24 protein-coding genes and 2 tRNA genes are annotated in these 23,295 nt (G+C 43.5%); 14 read left to right on the forward strand and 12 right to left on the reverse strand.

Features of this window, described 5'->3' with window-relative positions; genetic code table 11:
• Positions 1–10: 10 nt before the first annotated feature.
• The 12 genes from E7L17_RS02955 to E7L17_RS03010 all read left to right on the forward strand — a co-directional run bounded on the left by E7L17_RS02955 (position 11) and on the right by E7L17_RS03010 (position 11,308).
• Positions 11–1,126: a 1-propanol dehydrogenase PduQ gene (locus E7L17_RS02955; protein ID WP_316321777.1), complete on the forward strand. Its 1,116-nt coding sequence runs from the start codon at positions 11–13 to the stop codon at positions 1,124–1,126.
• Between the two features lie 78 nt (positions 1,127–1,204).
• Positions 1,205–2,494, forward strand: coding sequence for a PocR ligand-binding domain-containing protein (locus E7L17_RS02960; RefSeq protein ID WP_316321778.1), 1,290 nt, complete (start codon positions 1,205–1,207; stop codon positions 2,492–2,494).
• A gap of 1 nt (position 2,495) precedes the next feature.
• A complete protein-coding gene (locus tag E7L17_RS02965) occupies positions 2,496–3,509 on the forward strand; it encodes a response regulator (protein WP_316321779.1) in 1,014 nt (337 codons plus the stop codon).
• A 22-nt stretch (positions 3,510–3,531) separates the two neighbouring features.
• Positions 3,532–4,728 carry a methionine adenosyltransferase gene (gene metK, locus E7L17_RS02970; RefSeq protein ID WP_316321780.1) on the forward strand — a complete coding sequence of 399 codons (1,197 nt, stop codon included), beginning with the start codon at positions 3,532–3,534 and terminating at the stop codon, positions 4,726–4,728.
• Positions 4,729–4,752: 24 nt separating this feature from the next.
• On the forward strand, positions 4,753–5,619 hold the full coding sequence (locus tag E7L17_RS02975; RefSeq protein ID WP_316321781.1) for a hypothetical protein: 867 nt from the start codon (positions 4,753–4,755) through the stop codon (positions 5,617–5,619).
• Positions 5,620–5,664: 45 nt separating this feature from the next.
• Positions 5,665–5,934, forward strand: coding sequence for a BMC domain-containing protein (locus E7L17_RS02980; RefSeq protein WP_316321782.1), 270 nt, complete (start codon positions 5,665–5,667; stop codon positions 5,932–5,934).
• Between the two features lie 75 nt (positions 5,935–6,009).
• Positions 6,010–6,654, forward strand: a complete 645-nt coding sequence (locus E7L17_RS02985) for a phosphate propanoyltransferase (protein WP_316321783.1) — start codon at positions 6,010–6,012, stop codon at positions 6,652–6,654.
• A gap of 81 nt (positions 6,655–6,735) precedes the next feature.
• Positions 6,736–8,154 carry an aldehyde dehydrogenase family protein gene (locus tag E7L17_RS02990; RefSeq protein ID WP_316321784.1) on the forward strand — a complete coding sequence of 473 codons (1,419 nt, stop codon included), beginning with the start codon at positions 6,736–6,738 and terminating at the stop codon, positions 8,152–8,154.
• Positions 8,155–8,184: 30 nt separating this feature from the next.
• On the forward strand, positions 8,185–9,006 hold the full coding sequence (gene eutJ / locus E7L17_RS02995) for an ethanolamine utilization protein EutJ (RefSeq protein ID WP_316321785.1): 822 nt from the start codon (positions 8,185–8,187) through the stop codon (positions 9,004–9,006).
• 29 nt (positions 9,007–9,035) lie between these two features.
• A complete protein-coding gene (locus E7L17_RS03000; protein ID WP_085833542.1) occupies positions 9,036–9,317 on the forward strand; it encodes a EutN/CcmL family microcompartment protein in 282 nt (93 codons plus the stop codon).
• Between the two features lie 90 nt (positions 9,318–9,407).
• The gene (locus E7L17_RS03005) at positions 9,408–10,763 is read left to right on the forward strand and encodes a 4Fe-4S dicluster domain-containing protein (protein WP_316321786.1); all 1,356 of its coding nucleotides are present in this window, start codon (positions 9,408–9,410) and stop codon (positions 10,761–10,763) included.
• 5 nt (positions 10,764–10,768) lie between these two features.
• Positions 10,769–11,308, forward strand: coding sequence for a BMC domain-containing protein (locus tag E7L17_RS03010; protein WP_316321787.1), 540 nt, complete (start codon positions 10,769–10,771; stop codon positions 11,306–11,308).
• A gap of 70 nt (positions 11,309–11,378) precedes the next feature.
• Here E7L17_RS03010 and E7L17_RS03015 read toward each other — a convergent pair whose 3' ends face one another.
• The 3 genes from E7L17_RS03015 to E7L17_RS03025 form a co-directional block, all read right to left on the reverse strand.
• On the reverse strand, positions 11,379–12,122 hold the full coding sequence (locus tag E7L17_RS03015) for an ABC transporter permease (protein ID WP_316321788.1): 744 nt from the start codon (positions 12,120–12,122) through the stop codon (positions 11,379–11,381).
• Positions 12,109–12,843, reverse strand: a complete 735-nt coding sequence (locus tag E7L17_RS03020; RefSeq protein WP_316321789.1) for an ABC transporter ATP-binding protein — start codon at positions 12,841–12,843, stop codon at positions 12,109–12,111. The genes E7L17_RS03015 and E7L17_RS03020 overlap by 14 nt, the downstream gene beginning before the upstream one ends.
• A 61-nt stretch (positions 12,844–12,904) precedes the next feature.
• The gene (locus E7L17_RS03025) at positions 12,905–13,666 is read right to left on the reverse strand and encodes a MerR family transcriptional regulator (RefSeq protein ID WP_316321790.1); all 762 of its coding nucleotides are present in this window, start codon (positions 13,664–13,666) and stop codon (positions 12,905–12,907) included.
• 170 nt (positions 13,667–13,836) lie between these two features.
• On the opposite strand from E7L17_RS03025, the gene dinB reads away from it, so the two are divergent.
• Positions 13,837–15,069: a DNA polymerase IV gene (dinB, locus tag E7L17_RS03030; protein WP_316321791.1), complete on the forward strand. Its 1,233-nt coding sequence runs from the start codon at positions 13,837–13,839 to the stop codon at positions 15,067–15,069.
• Positions 15,070–15,308: 239 nt separating this feature from the next.
• Here dinB and E7L17_RS03035 read toward each other — a convergent pair whose 3' ends face one another.
• The 3 genes from E7L17_RS03035 to E7L17_RS03045 form a co-directional block, all read right to left on the reverse strand.
• On the reverse strand, positions 15,309–15,800 hold the full coding sequence (locus E7L17_RS03035; protein WP_316321792.1) for a hypothetical protein: 492 nt from the start codon (positions 15,798–15,800) through the stop codon (positions 15,309–15,311).
• Positions 15,801–16,183: 383 nt separating this feature from the next.
• A tRNA-Thr gene (locus E7L17_RS03040) sits at positions 16,184–16,259 on the reverse strand.
• 4 nt (positions 16,260–16,263) lie between these two features.
• A tRNA-Asp gene (locus tag E7L17_RS03045) sits at positions 16,264–16,340 on the reverse strand.
• Positions 16,341–16,591: 251 nt separating this feature from the next.
• On the opposite strand from E7L17_RS03045, the gene E7L17_RS03050 reads away from it, so the two are divergent.
• Positions 16,592–17,743: a 5-bromo-4-chloroindolyl phosphate hydrolysis family protein gene (locus E7L17_RS03050; RefSeq protein WP_316321793.1), complete on the forward strand. Its 1,152-nt coding sequence runs from the start codon at positions 16,592–16,594 to the stop codon at positions 17,741–17,743.
• A gap of 738 nt (positions 17,744–18,481) precedes the next feature.
• Here the strand turns inward: E7L17_RS03050 and E7L17_RS03055 are convergent.
• The 6 genes from E7L17_RS03055 to E7L17_RS03080 form a co-directional block, all read right to left on the reverse strand.
• Complete coding sequence (locus tag E7L17_RS03055; protein WP_316321794.1) at positions 18,482–19,732, reverse strand: [Fe-Fe] hydrogenase large subunit C-terminal domain-containing protein; 1,251 nt, start codon at positions 19,730–19,732, stop codon at positions 18,482–18,484.
• Positions 19,733–20,062: 330 nt separating this feature from the next.
• Positions 20,063–20,629: an HDIG domain-containing metalloprotein gene (locus E7L17_RS03060; protein ID WP_316321795.1), complete on the reverse strand. Its 567-nt coding sequence runs from the start codon at positions 20,627–20,629 to the stop codon at positions 20,063–20,065.
• 125 nt (positions 20,630–20,754) lie between these two features.
• Complete coding sequence (locus E7L17_RS03065; RefSeq protein ID WP_316321796.1) at positions 20,755–21,294, reverse strand: hypothetical protein; 540 nt, start codon at positions 21,292–21,294, stop codon at positions 20,755–20,757.
• A gap of 37 nt (positions 21,295–21,331) precedes the next feature.
• Complete coding sequence (locus E7L17_RS03070) at positions 21,332–21,661, reverse strand: hypothetical protein (RefSeq protein WP_316321797.1); 330 nt, start codon at positions 21,659–21,661, stop codon at positions 21,332–21,334.
• 37 nt (positions 21,662–21,698) lie between these two features.
• Positions 21,699–22,559, reverse strand: a complete 861-nt coding sequence (locus E7L17_RS03075) for a tRNA 2-thiocytidine biosynthesis TtcA family protein (protein ID WP_316321798.1) — start codon at positions 22,557–22,559, stop codon at positions 21,699–21,701.
• Between the two features lie 194 nt (positions 22,560–22,753).
• Positions 22,754–23,230, reverse strand: coding sequence for a MarR family transcriptional regulator (locus E7L17_RS03080; RefSeq protein ID WP_316321799.1), 477 nt, complete (start codon positions 23,228–23,230; stop codon positions 22,754–22,756).
• Positions 23,231–23,295: the final 65 nt, after the last annotated feature.

A 23,295-nucleotide genomic window follows, 5' to 3' on the forward strand; every position in this document is an offset into this window, starting at 1 on the left:
AGGAACACCCTTGCACAGCATCTACTTAAAAACAAAGATACATAGCGGAATCGGTTCTTTACGGGTTCTATCTGAATATAAAAAGCAAAAAATATTTATTGTATGTGATGGGTTTTTATTGAAGAATGGGGGTGTCAATCCGCTTTTAGAAGCAATTGATTCCACCTGCGAGGTGAAAATATTTCATGAGGTTGTGCCCGACCCACCATTAGATATAGTGGCAAAAGCTTTGGCACAATTTCAGCGCTTTGCTCCACAGGTAATGGTTGCTTTAGGCGGTGGTTCTGCCATCGATACCGCAAAGGGCGTGCTGTATTTTTCAAGGCAAATGCCCGGCAATGTTCCCGTAAAGCTCATTGCAGTACCTACTACAAGCGGAACCGGGTCAGAAGTAACCTCTGTTACCGTGCTTACAGATACGCATTCCAAAAGGAAGCACATGGTGGTAGATGAAAGCATTATGCCAGATGAAGCGATTTTGGATGCCCGCCTAGTACTTTCCGTACCGCCGCAGATTACCGCCAACACTGGTATGGACGTATTAACCCATGCACTGGAGGCTTACGTGGCAACAGGGTCAAATCCTTTTTCGGATGCAATGGCTGAAAAGGCCGTAGAATTCGTACGTTCTTCTCTCTTTACTTGTTACAGCAAGGGAGGCAATCTACAGGCGAGAGGGCAAATGCACGAGGCTTCAACCTTTGCCGGTATCGCCTTTGATAAAGCGGGACTGGGGCTTTCGCACAGTCTGGCACATCAATTGGGTGGTGTTTTTCATATTCCTCACGGGTTAGCCAATGCCCTGGTGTTAAAGGATGTGGTGTTGCACAACAGTAAAAATCCGGAAGTACGCAGTAAATATGCAAAGCTGGCTCGTCATACCGGCATTTCATCTGTAAGTAAAAATGAGGAAGAAGCAGTGTTGGATTTGGTTCGCTGTATTGAAGATTTTAAATTCCGAATGAAAATGCCCGGCACTGTTAGAGACTGCGGTATCTCTCGGAGAGAGTATAACGAGGCAATGCCTATTTTGGCAATAAACACATTAAAAGATTGGTGCATGTCGTCAAATCCGACAAGAACCGAGCCGGAAGATGTTGTCAAATTATTAAATTCGATATATTAGTCTTTCCTTATTAAACAAGGGTATATATAATGAAGCTAAAGCTTCATTACTATATTCTTGAAGGAAGGGATGTTACCTATGGAAAATATAGATAAACCAAAACTTCAACCCGGCTTCCAAGCGGTTCCTGATGAAGATAGCTCCATGAGCAATTTCAGTATCGCACGTCTCTTTGGCGTCAAGGTTTTAGAGAATATTCAAGATAAAATTGCGAAAGCAACTGGCCTTGCCTTTGTAACGGTAGACTATCGGGGTGAGCCTATTACAGAAATGACTTCATTTACACCATTTTGCCAGCATGTTCGCAAAGAAGAAAACGCGAAACGAATCTGTATGTCGTCAGATGCTTTCGGGGCGATTCAGGCAGCGGTAACGCAGAAAACCTATGTCTATTTTTGCCCTTGCGGGCTGATTGAAATTGCCATTCCAATTATTGTTCGCGGGCATTATCTTGGCGGTTTCATTGGTGGTCAAATTCGCTGTGAGGATGCTCCAAAGGACATTTGCCGATTAGAGAATGTTCTTCACCACGACCGCGACTATAGAGAAGACCCGAAAATGGAAGCTCTGTTTCATTCTGTTGCAATTTACCCGTATGAGAAGTTCTTTCACATAGCCAATTTGGTTTCTTTAATTGTCAATCAGCTTGCGGAAAAGGAACTATCCCGCTTGGTCCTAAAGGAAGATCTCGATAAAGAGTTGGAAGTACTTAACGAGCAGAAAAAAGAGAAAGAGGCCGAGCTTGCCGCACTTAAAACACAGATGAATCCTTATTTTCTGTTTAAGAGTTTGAATGCGATTTCGAATCTTTCTGTAATAGAAGATGCTCCGCGTACCAATCGTGCCATCAATTTGTTTGCAGAATTCATGAAGTTTAATTTTTCTGAAACAAGGGATAACGTTTTCGTAAGTGAAGAAATAGAAAATCTGGAGCGTTATTTAAAAATTCAGAAGGAGCGTATGGGTGACCAACTGCAATATGTTCTTAACATAGCGGAAGATTTAAACATGCAGAAAATCCCGAGCCGCATATTGCTCCCATTTGTAGAGCGGGCCGTTTTTTATGGCATAGGCCAGAAGAAAGAATCTGGTACACTGCGAATCACAGCACAGTACCAAGGAGACGATGTCGTATTCCAAATGGAAGATGACGGCCCGGGCTTTAGCGACAGAAAAATCGCTCAGCTGTTTAAGCAGTATAAAGGTTCTTACGAGGGAACTTCCATTGAAGCAAGCATTGCTTTTTCGCGTCAAAGGCTAATAAGCTCCTTTGGCAGTGAGTACGATGCAGTAATTAAAAGTGTGGATGGAGTCGGAACTACCAGTATGGTTCGTTATCCAAAAAACTTTGATGAAAAGGCTAATTGAAATGTATAAGATATTAATTGCAGATGATGAACAGCTCATGCGGGACGCTTTGCGGATCATGATTGAAAAGGTATCCGGGTTTGAGGTTGCGTTTTCCGCTAGCAACGGGGAAGACGCCGTTGAGCTGTGCCGTAAGGAAAAGCCAGACATTGTTTTTATGGATATTATGATGCCAGGCATGTCAGGAATTGAGGCCAGCAAACGAATCTACGCCAATAACCCTGAAATCACAATTTACATATTGTCTTCGTACAACCATTTTGATTTTGCAATTGAAGCACTGCGAGCAAAGGTAAAGGAGTACATTTCCAAACCGGTATCTTGCGAAACAATACGTACTTTGCTTGAAAAGCACAGCCATAATACACAGCCAGAGCTAATCTGCTGGAATATGGCTCTTAAAGTTCTCAAAGAAAAAGACTTTAAGCAAATGTATTATCAGGTTCCCGAGATTGTGCAGGAGCTGTTCCGTAGCTGTGGCACAAAACGTGAGCAGGTAACTACCGCCGCAGAACAACTTGGGCAAAACATATTAAATCATGTTGGGCTTATTTCAGCTAGGCCGGTGAGTTGTGCAGAGTTGTTCCCGCTCAGCGAAGCGTTCCTTGTTTCTTCCGCAGGAATGGAAATTTGGCTCTTCCGGATTTTGGATTATGCTTTGCAGCAAGAGAGTATTCGCAAGTATGAACTACTGCAAAATGTATTCGCGTATATGAATGCACACATTCAGGAGGAAATTGGCCTAACACAGATCATTGAAAACTGTGCGGTGAGCCAAGGGTATCTCAGCCGTATTTTCAAAAACTGCCTGAATGTAAGTGTGATGGAATACCTGCATCTAAAAAAGCTGATGCTCGCGAAAGAGTTCTTCCAATACACAGACCTGAGTATTGCAGACGTTGCATTCCGGCTGGGGTATAACGAAAGCGGTTATTTTAGCAAGGTATTTAAAAAGTACGAAAATAAAACGGTGTACCAATATAAGAAAGCCGCCGGAGCAACCTCTGAGCGGTAGCTCTCAAGGGCAGGTGATAACGATGTGTGATTATTTAGTGACTTCCGAATCCGTTACAGAGGGGCATCCCGATAAGGTATGCGACCAAATTTCGGATGCGATTTTGGATGCTTACCTAACAAAAGACCCGCATGCCAGAGTAGCGGTAGAAACGATGGTATCCCCCGGTGTAGTGATGATTGCCGGAGAAGTAACCTCCTGTGAAAAAGTCAATGCAGAAGATGTAGCTCGCAGAGTTTTACAGAGCGTAGGCTATACCGAAGTGAAAAAAGGGATGGATTACCGCACTTGCATGGTGATTACCAATTTAAATACCCAGTCAAAAGATATTGCCAGAGGGGTAGACGGAGAAAACCAACCGGTTGGCACCGGTAGCTGCCTTGGAGCTGGTGATCAGGGCATTATGTACGGCTACGCGTGTAATGAAACACCCTCGTGTATGCCGCTTACGGCAGAGCTGGCACATAAGCTGACCAAACGGCTGGCGGATGTAAGGCACCAGGAGCTTTTGCCTTGGCTGTATCCGGATGGGAAATCCCAAATCACAATGCGGTATTCTCAGGATGGTAGGCCGCTCGAAATTACCAGTATCGTTGTTTCTGCCCAACACGATGAGGTAATTGGATACGAGTACCTGCAAGACGCTATTTTAAATGAAGTAATTCATGCGGCAATTGATTCCAGCCTCCTTAGCTACCATACCAAAATACATATTAACCCAACAGGGCGCTTTGTTACCGGAGGTCCGGCGGCGGATGTAGGCCTTACGGGAAGAAAAATCATGGTAGATACCTACGGCGGTACCGGGCGGCATGGCGGAGGTGCATTTTCAGGGAAAGACCCTACAAAGGTAGACCGTTCTGCGGCGTACATGGCTCGCTATGTGGCAAAGAATATTGTGGCGGCGGGCTTAGCGGAGCGCTGTGAGGTCTCTTTGGCATATGCCATTGGTCTGCCTGAGCCGGAAGCAGTAACGGTGAATCCCTTTGGTACACAGCGTATTCCTCTAGTTGATCTAAATCGTATTGTAAAAGAAGAGTTTTCGTTCTCGGTTTCCAGCATTCTGGAACAACTGGAGCTTCGTCGACCTCAGTTTTTAAAAACAGCGGTATACGGCCATTTTGGTCGGGAGAATCAAGGCTTCCGGTGGGAAGAAACCGACAAAAAGGAAGCCTTGCAAAATAAAGCGGTGAATTGTATTAGTGGTATGTTTCGTTAGTCAAAAAAGGAAGGGTTGAAGGGTATGGATTTATTTGCGTTAGTGGCGGCTTTTGGCGGCGGAGTTTTGGGTGCAATTCTAGGGGCACTGCCGGTATTTATTTTAACAGGCGTGTTTGCAGTTGTTGGTGGGTTAATGGGAATGGCAGGAATCGCCGAATTGTCCATCGGCAGTATCACATTTGGCTCTATGCTGGGGCCGCATATTGCGTTTGCCGGTGGTGTTGCTGCGGCAGCCTTTGCCGGTAAAAAAAAGCTCATTCCCAATGGAGCAGATATTTTGTATTCCCTAAATGGTACCGGTAATTCCGCAGTGATTTGTGTAGGCGGTATGTTTGGTGTAATGGGTTATCTCATTAAGTTTTTATATGGAGATATTCTGCACCTAAAAACCGATTTGCCTGCCATCACGGTAATTACCCTCGCAATTATTACACGCTTGGTATTTGGCAGCACCGGACTATTTGGTAAATACGAAGGAGAAGAGAAAAGAGCCTGGGTGCCTACAGGTAGCCCGCTTGTGTATAACATTTTGCTTGGATTAGGAATTGGTGTGGCCGTTAGCGGTGTCGCAGTTTCACTCTTGTCTTCAGGTGCTTCCAAAGAGGCGATGGCAATGTTCCCAATTGCCTGCTTTGGTCTGAGTGCCGTCAGCCTTATCTTTGTTCAAACGGGATTTGCCGCACCTGCAACTCACCATATTACCTTACCGGCGGCATCCGCAGCGGTAATGAGCGGGAATGTGTGGATTGGTGTTCTCGTGGCAATTTTCTGCACTGTATTGGGAGACACACTGGCCAAAACCTTTAATAGCCATTGTGATACTCACATTGACCCACCAGCCTTTACTATTTTTATTAGCATGTTTCTAGTCAACGGACTATTTGCATAATTAATCCGTTTTGAAAAAAGACCTTATTTGTAGGAGGAAAGCAATATGTCAAACGAAGCATTAGGTATGATTGAAACGAAAGGACTTGTTGGAGCAATTGAAGCTGCCGATGCCATGGTAAAAGCAGCGAATGTTGTATTAATCGGGTACGAGAAAATCGGCTCTGGTTTGGTAACCGTTATGGTGCGCGGAGACGTAGGCGCGGTAAAGGCATCCGTAGATGCCGGTGTAGCAGCGGCAACCGCTGTGGGAGAGGTTGTTTCCCGCCATGTAATTCCGAGACCACATTCAGACACAGAGAAAATATTGCCGTAACCTACGGCAAGGACGAAACGGCCCGACCGCACATTAGCGGCGGGCCAAAATCGAAAATAGGGAGGTGTGCAAGGGTTGAAGCACATAGATCAAACGGTAGAAACCATTGCAAAGCTTGTTGTGGAGCGGCTGCATGAAATGCAAAACTATATGGTTCCGGTTGGAGTATCGAACCGCCACATCCATGTTAGTCAGGCAGATTTAGAAGTATTATACGGTCCCGGTTATCAGCTTACCCCCATCAAAGACCTTGGCCAGCCCGGCCAATTCGCCGCCAAAGAGACGGTTACCATTCGCGGGCCAAAAGGCAGCTTTGAAAATGTTCGTATTCTGGGGCCGGTTCGCAGTAACAGTCAGGTAGAAATTTCTCTTTCAGACAGTTTTCGTTTGGGGGTAAAAGCACCTATTCGAGAATCGGGTCAGCTGGAGAATACGCCCGGCCTACAACTTTGCGGCCCAGTTGGAACACTGGAGCTGCCTTGCGGTGCCATTGTAGCACTGCGCCATATTCATGCTACTCCAGAAATTGCGGAGCGTATGGGAATTTGTGATAAAGAAATCGTTGAGGTAGAAACCTGCGGCGAAAGGCGCTGTGTATTGGGAAATGTGTTGGTTCGTGTTTCAGATCAATTTGCTCTGGAGATACATGTTGATACCGACGAAGCAAATGCGTGCGGATTAAAAAATAACGATTATGTGTTAGTTCGCAAATGTCGCTAATTTGAAAACAATATTGGTTTATTTGAAACGTAAGAGTTTTTCAATAAATTCAATTTCTTTTATTTTAAGGAGCTGAAAGCTATGACATTAGATGATAAGTTAATTGAACAGGTTACTCGGTTGGTATTGGAAGAAATGAAGAGTGGAGCTGCTGAGGGCTGCGAACAAAAGAGTAGCTGCGGTAACTGCGGGATTTTTAATTCTATGGATGACGCGGTAAACGCCAGTGAAGAAGCACAAAGAAAATTGTTGTTTTCTTCCATGGAGGATCGCCAAAAATATGTAGATACCATTCGCAAAACGGTGCTAGTGCCAGAAATGCTCGAAAAGATTTCTCGTTTGGCAGTGGAAGAAACTGGAATGGGTAACTATGAACATAAACTCATTAAAAACCGTGTAGCGGCAGAAAAATCCCCGGGTACGGAAGACCTTGTAACCGAGGCAATTACAGGAGACAAGGGCTTAACGCTCGTAGAATATTGCCCCTTTGGCGTGATTGGCGCAGTCACACCTGCAACAAACCCAACCGAAACCATTATTTGCAATTCCATCGCAATGCTTGCGGGAGGAAATACCGTGGTATTCAGCCCTCACCCCAGAGCAAAAAATGTAACTCATGTGCTGGTAACTGCTTTGAATCAGGCACTGCAAGAAGCGGGTGCTCCTGCAAATTTGATTGTAACCGTACGCGAGCCCTCCGTTGAAAACACCAACCTGATGATTCAGCATCCCAAAGTTCGGGTTTTAGTTGCTACCGGAGGCCCGGGCATCGTGAAAATGGTAATGTCCACCGGCAAGAAGGCAATCGGTGCGGGCGCGGGCAATCCTCCCGTAGTTGTAGATGAAACTGCAGATGCCGAAAAAGCCGCCAAAGACATCATTAACGGTTGCAGCTTCGATAATAACCTCCCTTGTATTGCTGAAAAAGAGGTCATCGTAGTTGATAGTATTGCAGATAGTTTGATCTGGCACATGAAAAATGCCAGTGCTTGCGAAATCAAAGAGGAGAGCACAATTAACCGATTGCTGCAAATGGTTACGAATGAAAAGGGCGGCCCTAAGGTAGAGTTTGTAGGGAAAAGCGCCCCCTATATTTTAAATAAGCTTGGTATCAGCGGTTGCGAGAACGCACGCGTGATTATTATGGAGACGAAGAAAGACCATCACTTCGTAATGGAAGAACTGATGATGCCGATTCTCCCCATTGTTCGGGCAAAGGATGTAGATGAGGCAATTGAAATTGCATTAGTAGCGGAGAGAGGCAATCGCCATACTGCCATCATGCACTCTAAGAATGTAGATAAGCTTACCAAAATGGCAAAGCTTCTGCAAACCACCATCTTTGTAAAGAATGCACCATCCTATGCCGGAATTGGCGTTGGCGGGGAAGGTTGTACGACCTTTACCATTGCAGGGCCAACCGGAGAGGGTCTAACAACCGCACGCTCCTTCTGCAGAAAGCGCCGCTGTGTTATGTCAGACGCATTTCATATCCGCTAAGGAGTATTAAAAGAAACGGAGGCGGCGTACTTGTTGGAATTGGAACGAATCAATGAATATATTGCGCAGGTAGAGCGCTCAGAAAAAGAAACCTTTGAGCCATGCCCTGGCAAGCTGAAGGTTGGGTTGGATCTTGGCACGGCGTATATTGTACTTGTTGTGCTAGATGCGGAAAATAACCCGGTGGCATGTGAAAAGCGAGCGGCAAGTGTGCTGCGTGACGGTGTAGTTGTAGATTACGTAGGTGCTTGCCGTATAGTAAGGGAGCTCAAAGAAAAACTGGAGGAGCGGTTAGGTCAGCAATTGGAGGAATGTGCGATTGCCATGCCTGCCGGAACCGACAGCAGCCTGAAAACACACATCTATGTAGCTGAGAGCGCAGGAATGCAGGTAATTCATGTTCTTGATGAACCAACCGCCGCCAATACCATTTACTGTGTTTCCGAGGGCGTGGTGGTTGATATTGGTGGAGGAACTACGGGTCTTGCCATATTAAAAGACGGCAAGGTAGTTCAAATTGAAGATGAGCCTACCGGCGGCACACATGTAACGCTTGTACTGGCGGGAAGCTATCAAATACCCATTGCAGAGGCAGAGGCCATTAAGCTCGATTCTTCACGACACACAGAAATTTTCCCGGTTGTAAAAGCAGTTATTGAGAAGATGGCTTCTATCGTAATGAAATATGTAAGCAAAGACTCCGTGAGTGCCATCTATCTTTGTGGAGGAACCTGCTGTTTGGCGGGAATTGAATCCATATTTGAAAAGGAGACCGGTATTCCTACTTATAAGCCGGCAAACCCATTTTTGGTTACTCCAACAGGAATCGCTATGAATTGTATACAAAAATAACCCCCTCAATGGGAGTGGAGGAGCTTTTTATGCTGGTAGGAAAAGTGATCGGAAATATCTGGTCAACTCGTAAGGAAGAAAGCCTGCGGGGACTCAAATTCTTGGTGGTTTGCCCACTCAATTTACTGGAGGGAGAAAAGCCCGGTACTCCCATCGTAGCGGTAGACAGCATTGGAGCGGGAATTGGCGAAACCGTTTTGATTGTTAGCGGAAGCTCCGCACGCACGGCGCTAGGGCGTTCCGATATTCCAGTAGACGCAACCGTGGTAGGTATTATCGACGATAAAGAAATCAACACAAATGTACTCTAGAAATACATAGAGTCTGTTTTTTCAGGTGAATGATGTGGTAAGGCGAATATAGCGACCGGAAGTAATGGCCGTATTTAGGATGGTGACGGTATGGATTTAATAGAAGCGGTGAAAGCCGCAGGCGTTGTTGGGGCAGGAGGAGCCGGATTCCCCACCCATGTGAAGCTGGCGGCAAAAGCAGAGTGCTTTATTGTAAATGGAGCGGAATGCGAGCCACTGATTGAAACCGACAAGTATTTCATGCGTACTTTTCCAATTCAAATTGTTCAGGCAGTCCATGCGGTAGCTTCCCATGTTGGTGCCAAAAGAGCCGTAATTGCCCTCAAGAAGAAATATACCAGAGAGATTGCAGCTCTCAAAAAGGCGATTGCAGAATCTGGTGAGCAAATTGAGCTGTTCGAAATGCCGTCCTTTTATCCCGCGGGGGATGAGCAGGTCTTGGTTCAGCAGGTGTGCGGTTCTTCGGTGCCGGAGCGTGGTATCCCGCTTGATGTTGGAGTTGTGGTAGACAATGTAGGCACTTTGCTCAGTGTTTATGATGCCCTGCAAGGAATTCCTGTCACCGAGAAGTACTTATCCGTTGTTGGTGAAGTCGAACGTCCTGTGATGCGTAAGGTTCCGATTGGAACGCCGGTACGGGAGTGCATCGATAGCGCAAAGCCTAAGCTTTCGGAATATGTTGTCATTGTTGGCGGTCCTATGATGGGGAAGGTGGTAGCAGACTCCTCTGAAATAGATCGTATAACTATCACCAAAACCACTGGCAATATCATCGTTTTGCCAAAGAATCATTATCTGGCGAGAAGAGCAGCGCTTCCACTCACACGAATGAAGCTGCAAGCCAAAAGTGCCTGTGTGCAGTGCCAAATGTGCACCAGCTTGTGTCCTCGCTATTTAATTGGGCACCAAATACAGCCACACCTTATGATGCGTAATTTGTTTCGAGAGGATCTCATCTCCGATGCGAACGAGTACCAAAAGGTGTTTGGTATGGCGGCTAATTGCTGCGACTGTGGTGTGTGCGAAATGTTTTCGTGCCCCATGGGGCTTTCTCCCCGAAAGGTGAATTCTTACTTAAAGGGCAGACTGCGTGAACAGGGGATGCAGGTTCCGCGTAATCTTTCCCCCAAGGCGAGGGAAGGTGCTTTGTATGGAAAAGTACCTACCGACCGTTTGGTAGCTCGTCTTGGGCTTTCTGACTATTATCACCAGCATGCGGAGGATGACTGCACGGAGCTTTTCCCGCAGCAGGTGCATATTTCGTTCCACCAGCATATTGGCAAGCCCGCTTTACCTGTGGTAAAGGCGGGGGAGGCCGTGCTGAAAGGTGATTTGCTGGCAGCGGCTGCGGAAGGGCTTTCTGCCAATATTCACGCAAGTATCAGCGGAGTTGTAACTGAGATTAATGCAGACGGCGCAGTGATTCGCCGTATTAGGGAGGCTTGAGAGCAATGAGAGAAGCAGTTGGTGTAATTGAGCTTTCCAGTATTGCCCGTGGAATAGACGTTAGCGATCAAATACTTAAAGTGAGCAATGCACAATTGGTAAAGGCTTCCACAGTTTGCCCCGGCAAATATATTGTAATTATTGGCGGCAGCACAAGCGACGTTGAGACCTCTATGAAAAAGGGGATGCAGGCCGCAGGGGAGTATTATGTAGATAGTCTCCTCATTCCCAATATCCACTCCCAATTGATTCCGGCAATTGGTCTTACAAACCCTGTGGAGTCTTTAAAGGCAATTGGGGTAATGGAATTTTACTCCGTAACTTCCGGTATTCGTGCGGCAGATATTGCTGCAAAAGCCGCCAACGTCACTTTAATCGAAGTGAAAATAGGGTATGCCATTGGAGGTAAGGGGGTAGTGCTCCTTACGGGAGACGTAGAGGCTGTAAAAACTGCGGTCGCGGCGGCAACTGCAGAGATAGAGCTTCTCCTCTCCACTACGGTGATTGCCAGACCCTCCGAAAAGATACTTCAAACCTTGCTATAAATTCCTCTAATATAAAATAAAAGGGTGCTTCTTTAGGCACCCTTGTGTTTTTGTAATTATAGGTGGACTTTTATTCCCACCGGAAGAAACGAATGGAGATCCCCGTACAAATTACTGCCAAACATATCATTATAATTGCGGGGAAGAGAATGGATTCGCTTGCCAAACCAAGGGAGGAAGATTTTAATAGCTTAATACCCTGAGTAAGTGGCAATAAATCCGCAGCTTTTTGCAGAACTGGCGGCATTACTTCATAGGGCAAAGTCGCGCCTGAAAATAGTAGCATGGGAAAATAGAGAAGACTAGCCGCAATACCGGCTACCTTTGTGTTGGGGGCAAGCCCGCCAACAAGAAGACCAATACTGAAAATAGACAGCATCACAAGCAGGTAAGCCGCTAAAAATTGGAGCCAAGAGCCTCGAAGCTTGTAACCAAAAAATAATGCACCAGTCATGTAGATGAGCGCGAGAGAGGCAAGGGAATAAAATGCGTAAATAACGACCTGCACGGCTAATAATAGAGCGGGGCTGGTTGGGGTAGTTTGGTATCTTTTTAATATTTTCTTGCTGCGGTAGTCAGAGATGACTAAGGGCAGCCCCATCACGCCTCCGGCGCAAATGGCAATGGTGGCTACCGCTCCAAAGGATTGCTCCAGAAAGCTGTATGGGGCACCGTCGAAAGCCGCTTTGCTGCCAAATATCGCTCCCAAAAGAAGAATGACAACCACCGGCATACAAATAGCAAAGATAAACATATCGATTCCGCGCAACGAGAGCTTGCACTCGGTTATAAGAATGGTCTTAAATGCTTTCATTTTTCGTTTCCTCCTCGTCGGTATACCAAAGGTACGCATCTTCCAATTTTTCGCAGGCGCTTTCCTCCATCGCTTGCGGTACCGTACCATAAAAGATGGTTTCTCCCTGTTTTAAAATCAGTATTTTATCGCAGAGAGCTTCTATTTCATCCATAAAGTGAGAGGTTAAAAAGATGGTGATTCCCTTTTTCTTTAGCTCGGAAAGTGTTTTCCACACATCTCTTCTGGCTCTTGCATCTAGCCCAGTGGTTAATTCGTCTAAAAAGACAACCTCTGGGTCAGGTATTAATGCGAGGACTATGAACAACCGCTGCTTTAGTCCGCCAGAAAGCTCACTTACGTAGCTTTTTCGTTTCTCCCAAAGGCCAAATTCTTTTAACAGAGATTCATATCCTAATGCTTTTTTGTAGAGTGATGTCGTAACTTCGCATAACTCCGCAACCCGAATTTTCTCTGGGTAGTTGGTTTCTTGAAATTGTACCCCCACCTTTTCAAAGAGGTTTTTGCGGTCGTGCTGTGGGTTCATGCCTAAAATAGAGATGCTTCCTGTGTCTGGCTTTTTTGTTCCCAGCACACACTCTATGGTTGTGCTTTTGCCGGCTCCATTTGCGCCAAGCAGTCCAAATACCTCGGCGCGCCCAACAGAAATATTCACATCTTTAACGGCGTGAATATGTTCAAAGGATTTGCTTAGATTTTTAACCTCAATTACCGTTTCCATGTGTATTTGTCCCTCCTGTTTTTATCTTAAAACAAGAATAACACCAGAGAAAACTCTGGTGTTAAAGTGTAGGGATTGATGTAAACTGTTTTTTCATTTGGTAAATATGAGCCAGCATTTCTTCTGCGTTGATTTCAGCATGTTGTAACGAGGTTAGCAGCTTATCGCATACCGAAACAATGTCTTCATTTTCGTTTGGGTTGTTAATGATATCTCTTATATTTACTTCAGAATCACTCGATAACGCGTTGAGCATACGCAAAATAGAGGCAAGAGAATAGTTTGCACAGCGCAAAGAGCGTATCATTTTTAGGCGCCGAATATCTGCCTCGGTGTAAACACGGTAGCCATTTTGCTTGCGTTTTACGGTCAGCAGGCCGTTCATCTCCCAATTTCTTAATGTGTCTATTGATATTTGAAGGAGCTCGGCGGTTTTTTTCCTTGTTAATAGGAGGGGAGAGTTATTCGGTAAATCCACATTTAGTATGCTTTGGGTAATCGCAATGGCTTCCTCTGCATTTTTTTGCTCGCTTTTCAGTTGTTGTATCAATTGTTTTGCGAGGGAGATAGCTTGGTCATAATCTTGTGACGCAAGTATTTTTATTAGCTGTACCGCTTGTTTTCGAATCCCGTTTTGCATCACTTCCACTTTTAATGCCATTCTTGCAAATCGGAATTGCTCCATGTGTAGCTCAGTATACACGCGGTACCCATTTGCTCTCCGTTCGGGTTTGGCGATTAAATTCAGCTCTTCATATAGGCGCACCGTATTCGGGTGGATTCCAATATTCCGTGCGATTTCAGATGTTTTGTATGTTTTCATTTGCATCACCCTTTTTATTGTATCACAATTAAAAGTCTGGTGTCTTAGTGTAGGGTTGTAGATGCTTTATTTTCTAAGTAAAGGATAAATCAAGTTATTATTTCCTCTTGAAATTTTAAAACATATGTTCTATAATATTGAAAAGAGAATATATGTTTGGTGGTGGGCTTTTGGAACGAATGATACTACATTCCGACTGTAATAGCTTTTATGCAAGTGTTGAGTGCTTGCATCGACCTGAAATTCAAGAAAAACCAGTGGCAGTAGGAGGGAATGTAGAAGAGCGCCATGGGATTATTCTAGCTAAAAATGAACAGGCAAAAAAATATGGAATTAAAACGGGAGAAGCCCTATGGCAGGCACGGCAGAAGTGTCCCGATTTAGTGATTGTTCCGCCAAGATTTGAGCTGTATAAGCGGTTTTCGAAGCTTTGCCACCAAATTTATTTGGATTACAGCAATCAGGTGGAGCCATTCGGCTTGGATGAGTGCTGGCTTGATGTAACCGCTCAGGGAGTAAATGGGGTGCAGCTTGCAGAAGAAATTCGGGTGCGTATTCAAAAAGAGCTGGGAATCACCGTAAGTATTGGCGTTTCTTATAATAAAATCTTTGCAAAGCTGGGGTCAGATTATAAAAAGCCAAATGCCGTTACCGAAATACACCGCGGTAATTTTAAAGAGATTGTTTGGCCGCTTCCGGTAGGGGATTTATTGTATGTTGGCAGAGCCACGCAGAGAAAGCTGCAATCTTATTGCAAGCATACTATAGGGGACTTGGCTCTAACGCCGGAAAAGACGCTCAAAGGTTGGTTTGGCAAATGGGGGAGTGTGCTGTATGTCTTTGCAAATGGCTTTGACAACACACCCGTAGCCCGCTATGTTGACCATGAAGAAGTAAAAAGCATTGGCAATAGTACTACAACCCCCCGCGACCTTGTAGATAATGAGGATGTGAAAATCATCCTGTATGTATTGGCAGACAGCGTTGCCCGCCGTTTGCGTGAGCATGGCTATAAAGGGAGAACCGTTAGCGTAAGTGTGCGAGACAATCAGCTAGATAGCTTTGTTCGCCAGCACACGATGAACCACTATACCAACAGTACGGCAGAAATCGCACAAGAGGGGTTGGAGTTGTTTTTAAAACATTACCATTGGCAGCAGTCTGTTCGCAGCCTTGGGATTAGCATTTCGGATTTAGTAAGTGACTCCACACCTCTGCAATTGGATTTGTTTGGAGCAGGAAAAGAGCAACTGCGCATGGAACAATTAGATATTGCTATGGATGGCCTGAAAAAACGATTTGGAACAAATGCAGTACGTCCCGCTGTATTGCTGCAAGACCCACAACTATCGGGGTTTGACCCAAAGCGTGACCATACGATTCATCCGGTGGGATTTTTTTAATCTTAATAAAAAACACAAGAAAATAAAAAGCAGGTGGCAGTCCAGCATATGCAGAGCGAATCATTTCACGGTTAGATTCGTTAGAAAATTCAATTAGAGGATTAAAAAAGTCCTCGTTGCAAATAGTTGTAAGATTGCAGAATCTGCAAACAATAGTTTGCTTGATCGCGCAAAGCATTCCATAGCAACCAACGTAATGATAATAAAAGCAGGAGAGATGTTACGCCTCTCCTGCTTTTCTAATCCTTATGACATTTATCATTTAAGGCGATTAAGAATTCGGACAATTCCGGTGTGTTTAAAGGAATGAATATTTCACTGCCGCCTGTTATTTCAATGTGTGCAAATTTAGTGTCTTTATGGATGTAAGCAATATTTTTAAAACTAATTTTAGAAACTGAAATGCTGGATGTTGAAATGATTTCTTTGTTAGACAAACAAAGAGTTTTATCAGTTGTGAAAAAATCATGTCCGAGCCTATTAATTTTTGCTTGTGCTTGCTTTGTAATAATGTAATTTTCTAATTTCGAATTGATAAAGATTACAAAAATAAAAATAAGAGCATAAATAACTGCAATCTTTATCGGCGAATGAGTAGAGACTAAAATCATGATAAAAAGCACAGCAAGAAGTGATGCTGCTATAGTTAGAGTTTTTTTATTTTCTTGTTTGGCCACAATCAAGCAAAAGTCAAGGTAATCACGCTCATTGTAATTATATTTTAGTTCCATATTATCGCCTCTTGTCAATATTTTACCATTTTGCCTTTATTTGTCAATAAATTTTACGAAAGCAAGTAATGTTATATAACTAGGAACTAATTGATCCTGCAGAGTTAACATGGAGCCTGCAGTATCTTTCCTCACCTGGCACAGGTAGAACACTGGACAAGTTGTGCTCAAGTGAAACGCAAAAGGTAAAATTGGAATGTAAGTGGGTGCCGATGTATTCTTCGGAAGCATTAATCTTAATTAAAAATAGTTAATCAAAAAGTTCCCCCGCTAAGAGAAATTAATTCTTAGCGGGGGACTCTTATTTATGCTAAATTATCAACAATTTAAAAATATGAGTAAATAACAAAAAAACCACTTAGTATAAACTAAGCGGTTTTATTTGGAGCTGCTAACGCGATTCGAACGCGTGACCTCGTCCTTACCAAGGACGTGCTCTGCCAACTGAGCCATAGCAGCAAACTGGCGACTCGGAACGGGTTCGAACCGTCGACCTCTAGCGTGACAGGCTAGCGTTCTAACCAACTGAACTACCGAGCCGTGTAATCACACGGAACAATTTGCTGGACAACGATAGTAATTATATCTGGTTTTCCTTCATATGTCAATACGTTTTTTTAAATTAATTTTAGTTTTTTTGAAAAAGTTTGGAAGGGGAAAAATGGCAGTTTTATAATTACTATAATGAAAAATGGAAAAATACGTCGAACCCGTTTAGTTGTCATTTAATCCGGTTTCAGGTATAATAAAAGCAATACAATTATTCAGAACTACATAGTGAGGATTCTAAAATGTTTGAGAGATTTTTTTCAATGCTAGGCAGAGAAATCGGCAATAGCGTTCGAGGTGTGGTTCATTCAGAAGAGTTCCGCGACTTAAAACAAGAAGTTAAAGATACAATACAAGATGCAGTAGGTGATGGTGGCTCTCGTAAGCGGCACCACCGTGCTCGCCCTCCAAAACGGCCGAAGATCCCCTACCCAGATTCGTCTTATCCGGCAGAGGCGCGCCCCCTGCGGTATTCAGATTCTCGCTTTCCCTGGAAGCAGGTGTCCAGCATACTGCTTCTTATATTCGGTGGGATTTTAGGTGTATTTTCAGCAATTATGTTGATGGGGTTAATTGTAGCATCGGTAAGCATGTCTGCTATGAATACGATTTTAGCGATTATAGTCGTATTACTGCCATCTAGTGGCCTTTCCACTTGGATGCTGACGCTAGGGTTTAAACTACGCGGCAGGCTGAACCGAATTGTACGCTATTTAAATGGAGTCGGCAGTGCGAATTTCTGTTCCATAGAGCAGTTGGCAAAGCTAGTTAATAAATCACCTAACTATGTCGTAAAAGATTTGGAGAAGATGATTCGAAGCAACATGCTGCCGGACGGTTATTTGGATGACCAGAGAACCTGCCTTATGATTGGAGAAGAAACATATCAGCAGTATCTTCAGGCGCAGCAGTCTATGCAAGACCGTGAGCGCACCAATCCTGATAAAAATGAGGATGCAAAAGAAACGAGTGAGCCCTCAAAAGGCCGTGACTTACTCAATCAAATTTCTCAGGCAAAGAATTTTATTACCGATGACGGGATTCTATTTAAAATTTCACGTATTGAAAATGTTACGGAAAAAATCCTGAGTTATGTGGAAGCTCACCCGGAAAAAGAATCGCAAATACGAAAATTCAATCAATACTATTTGCCTACCACATTAAAGCTGATTCATTCATACTGCCACTTTGATTGCCAGCCGGTACAAGGTGAAAACATCACTTCGGCAAAAAAACAGATTCGCGAAAGCCTTGATACCATTAATACCGCGTTTGAAAATCTGCTCGATAGTTTATTTGGCGATGCAACAATGGACATTTCTTCCGATATCTCTGTTCTTGAGGTTATGCTGGCTCGCGAAGGCTTAACCGGAGATGATTTTAAAATCAAATAAAACATAATTTTACTTCTTTATTTCCATGTAAATAATTGCATTTGAAAACAGGTTACAAAAGTGTTACACTTTAGCCACATTCAAAAACCGACTTGAATGAACTTGGTTAAAAGGAGGATGTGGACTATGAATTGCAAAGATTTATTGAACCTGTTGCTCCAGTATATGAATAAGTGCAGCAAATAATGGGATGTTTTTTATTGATATGATTATTTCGGATTAAAGGAGAGTTTGATTATGAATTGCAAAGATTTATTGAGCCTGCTTCTTCAGTATATGAATAAGTGCAATAAGTAATTTAGGATTTTGTAAACATTCGATATTTTAGAGGAGAATGACTATGAATTGCAAAGATTTACTTAATCTGTTGCTCCAGTATATGGGTAAATGCAACAAATAAAGAGTTTTAAACAGCCTTTGAATTGAAAGATTCAAAAGCTGTTTTTTTGTTTTTGATTTGTTTTATTTCAGTTCATAGTTTTCACATAACTTTCCTCTATACTAAAATACATCAACAAAAACACTGCATTAACCGCCTGCGGTTGGTCGGAATACCGGGCCGCAGGCTGGCAGACAAATTATAAGTGCCTTTTAAGGCTTACCATACAGAAACTCCTTTTGAAACATGCTAACGATTCCGCCGGATGGCGGAAAAAACCCTCCACAAATTCGGCTCTGAATTTGTGGAGGGTTTTATTTTGTTAAAAGGCCACCGTTTTTACTGGTGGCCTTTTAACATTAAAACTGGCGTGTGAAAATATCGCTGCGCTCAAGAAGATCTTCTACCGTATCAAATCCCAAACGATGTAACAGCTCAATTACATAAGGGTTATCGATGGGAGTGGGGTAGGTTGCTGTGTCGCCGTATTCAAACACATTTTTACGACCTTCTTCTTTGGGGATAAGAGCCTTTGGTCCGCCTACGCAGCCACCAATACAACCCATGCCTTCTATAAAGTTTGCTGTGAGCTTGCCTTCCAGTGCTTCGCTAAGCATATCTTTGCAAGCACGAACGCCATCAGCATGTGCCGCACGAACAGAAATCTCACGGTCAGGGTTGAGGCGTGCAACCGTGCTTTGAACGGCTTCGCTCACGCCGCCGGTACCTGCATAAATTCTGCCTGCACGAGAGGAGTGATCACGCTCATCTTCCGGCATGGATGCAAGGTCAATTCCGGCAAAATCAAATACATCTTTAATTTCTTGAAAAGTTAGAACGAAATCTGTGGAATCAGATACATCCGGCTCTTTTGCTTCTGCTTTTTTTGCAAGGCAAGGCCCAATAAAAATAGTAATTGCGCCGGGATAAAGCGTTTTAATGGAGCGCCCGCAAGCAACCATAGGAGATACAGCACCCGGAACATGGGGGATTAACTGCTTGTACACCTTGCGAATCATAGCAATCCACATGGGACAGCAGCAGCTCGTCAGCTGATAATCTTCTTCATTTTGAATGTTTTTATCAAATTCTAACGCTTCTTTTAATGTAAGAATGTCTGCAAATAATGCAACCTCCAGCATTCCGTCGAACCCAATTTTCTTAAAAGCACTACGCAGCTTACCGGGAGTCACATCGCTGCTGAACTGGTTAATGAATGCAGGTGCAACCATTGCATATACCGGATTTTTTGCCTCCTGAATAGCGGCCAATGCAGGTAGAATATCGCGGCTTTCTGTCAGCTTTTTAGCGTGGCAATTGGTAACGCACTCCGTACAACCGACACATAAATCTTTATTAATGGACATATTACCTTTCTCATCGCGGTACAGTGCATCAAACAGGCACTTCCCGGCACAAGAGGCATCTGATTTGTCCGTACACTCACAATCGCCAATTCGAATAACGGGCGCAAATTTAGAGGGATTCAATAAGCAATCTAAATGGTGAGGGTCAAATCCATCTTGACGAGCCTGCTCCAGCTCGTCCTCCAAGTGGTTTTCGACGGATGCTTTGACCAATCTGCGATAAAGCTCTTCAAAAGTTGTCATATTCATGCTCCTTCTGCCCGGGCGCAGAATCAATTACTAAAAGCGCCCTATTCCATATTATTTTGGGAATATATAGGTTTATTATACGATGATTTCTGTTAATATTCAATCAATTGACAATATTTAAACTGCCAAAATAGTAACAAAGAATTATTGCAGAATTACCTTTATTTGCTATATCATGTAGTTTTAATATAAATATCGATAGGTCAAGAGAGGACAAGTACAAAATGCATTTTGCGCAATATTGCAAAAGCCTCCTGCCACAGTTATAGTGCTGTTACAAGAGACTTTTAATGCTTTCAGTATAAGACGAATTAGGTAAAAGTGCTAAATATCCATTGCATTCATTAGGCTGCGCATCGCAAGAATGGTACGCTCAATCAGCTCATCCAAAGACCATCCCAACATATCTGCTCCTCTTGAGATAACTTCACGCGAACACCCTGCGGCAAAACTGGTGGATTTAAATTTCTTCTTAACGGATTTCAACTCTAAATCGGATACACTCTTAGATGGTCTCATCAGCGCTACTGCGCCAATCAGACCGGTAAGCTCGTCCGTAGCATACAAAATCTTCTCCATCATATGCTCCGGTGCAATATCAACCCGTAAAAGGTAACCGTGGCTTGCTACGGCGCGAATCAGCCGTTCATCCAAACCCCGCTCTCTCATAATCTCTTGGCATTTGATGCAGTGCTGCTCGGGATATTGTTCAAAATCCAAATCATGAAGCAGACCCACCACTTCCCAAAACTCTACATTCTCGGGGTCATATTCATTTGCAAAATACCCCATAACGCCAGATACAATTTTTGCATGGCGAAGATGAAACTCATCTTGATTGTATTCTTCTAACAAAGCCTGTGCTTGTTCCAGTGTGGGAACAAATCCCATAGTTGGTCACTCCTTTTCGATGTATTGAGGTTAGTATAGCGCAGAAAGTAGTACCTGTCCACATTGCTGTTAAAATTCAATCCAAAAAAGGAACCAAGAATTAGCTCTTGGTTCCTTTTTATAGCTCAAATCACATAGGCTCTTTCAAGCGATAATTCTTTGCCTTGTTTGTCGAAGATATGAATTGTTCCATCCTCCTTGTTATTGGGGTTAGAGGATAGCGTAACTACAAATGGTTCGCTGGAGTTAACTTCATAAACCTCCGGTGAAAGCTCTTTATTATCGTAAGTTCTTTGCACTTTGGCAACATTCTCTTGGTTCAATGACAAGATGGCGGTGCCATTATCAAAATCAAAGCTAATTAGTCCTTCAGCAAGCTCTTTTGCTCCGGAACTCCGCGGGAAATAGCCGAAAGAAAAACCTGGTTTTTTAGAGTATACAGAGTAGCGGTATTCCGTTAAATCGGAATTGTATAAGAGTACGGCAGCAACATTTTCGCTCACGGAAGAGGCAGCGTGCCAATTTTCGTCTACGTTTAGTGTTTTTCTGGCATTTGCTTCTAAACTGCCTTTGGTTAATCCGATAACTGGAGAGGGGAACGCCGCCAAAATGGCAATGAGAAGTAGGCACAGTACACCAATTGATAACAATACTCGCTTTTTCATTTTAAAATCCTCCCTTTCCATATGAAATGTGTATTACTCAATGCTTTAAAAAATAAACCAGAATACTGCTAATACCCATTACAATTGTAAATGCAAGGCCAACCTTTTCATTAAAAATATGAAGCATATTATAGATTTCTTCGGTTTGCAAAAGGTGAAAAATATCTTTTGCATATTGGCCGTCTTTGCGGATCTGGTGACGTAAGAAAAAATAAGAAAACACATAAAAAACAGATAATACAATGTAGAACATAATCATTCCAATAGAGGTGTCACGTCCCATAGAGAATTCCGCAAAAGCGTAAGCGAACATTAGCATTGTAAAAATCATCATTATATGTATCATGTAATATTTTATATACTTCAAGTGAAAATCCTTCCTTCATTTGAGATTGCCGAGTTTTTTATTCTTCCAGCGAGCCTTCTGTTTGATTTTGCCCATAAGAATCTAAGAAGCTGTGGGTTTGGCCGCCCTGCCGGTAGCCAAGAACGGTATCTAAATTCACGTTGTGCATACTGCGGAACAGATTAATGTCTACCTGAGGGTTATCTTTCCGAAGGTTTGCAATCAGCTCTTTTACCATTGCCCGCTTCGAGCCGTTATTCTCTTTTTCAGTACATACAGGCACTTGCTCCGAGAGGGGGCACCCGCAGCGTACGAACTCAAGGGAGTTATAACGTCTCCAAGCAAGAATATCGCGCTCACGTACTAAATAAAGTGGACGGATGATTTCCATTCCGGGGAAGTTGGTGCTCGGGAGTTTCGGCATCATGGTGCGAATTTCGGCTCCATACAGCATGCTCATCATAGTAGTTTCGATTACGTCGTCAAAATGATGCCCCAATGCTATTTTATTGCAGCCAAGCTCTTTTGCTTTCGCATAAAGGTGACCTCGGCGCATTCGTGCGCACAGGTAGCAGGGGTTTCCTCCCGAATTGCTCACAATCTCAAAGATACGGGAAGTGAAAACCGTTAGGGGAATTCCAAGTTTTTCAGCGTTTTGCGCAATGAGTTCTCGATTATACCCGTCGTATCCGGGGTCCATTGATAAAAACTCCACCTCAAACGGGATTTCGGTATGGCGTTTGAGCATTTGCAAACACTTTGCCAGAAGCATCGAGTCTTTTCCGCCAGATATACAAACCGCAATACGGTCACCGGGAAGAATGAGCTGATAGTCTTTTATTCCGCCTATCATACGGTTCCAAATTTCTTTTTTGTACTTCTTTAGAATACTTTGCTCTAACTTTTGGATCTCTTCCATCTTCTTCTGCCTTTAACAATTAGATTTCTCTCTAAAGCTTGCTTGCTTTAGAATGAGGTTTGATTGCGTTAGATTTCACAAATTTGATTTCTAGTATTTTAGATATTTAAATATTATAGCATGATATTCCGTTAGGGGCAATCACAAGCAAAAGAGAAGCAGCAAAAGCTGCTTCTCTTAAATAAATATTGTAATTAGTTGTTTTCCTCGAAAGGTTTTACGTCGTTTCTGCTAGGCAGAGGGACCTCCGGCATCAGCTCATCGTACATTACATTTAAAATGTAATCAAGCTGAGTGACATCCTCCGCGGTAAAGCGCTCTTTAATCCGGTCTATCACGGTTAAAATATAGCCGTGGTTTAGATTATAATACTCAAAGTACTTTGGGGTTACCTGTAAATAGTACTCTCGTTTATCCGTTTTGGAACGGTTTTTCTTTAAATAACCCTTTTGGATTAAATTGGTCACTTTATAAGCGGCATTCGGAGGTGAAATTTGAGCAAAGGAGGCAAATTCATTGACCGTGGGGTTCCCGAGTGCATGAATAATTTCAATGCAGTAGGTTTCCACAGTAGTCAGGCTCGCTTCGCGGTTATCGATACGTGAAAACACCTTACGATAAAAATGAAGTTTAAATTTCGTATATACGTCAGATAAGGATTGTTCCAGCATTCGTGCTCTCCTTTGCGGGTATGCGGGCTGCACAGAGCAGCCCGCTTTCTCTTTTCTTCTTTAAG

Source organism: Clostridium sp., assembly GCF_032576335.1.
Classification (GTDB): Bacteria; Bacillota; Clostridia; order Oscillospirales; family Acutalibacteraceae; genus Faecalispora.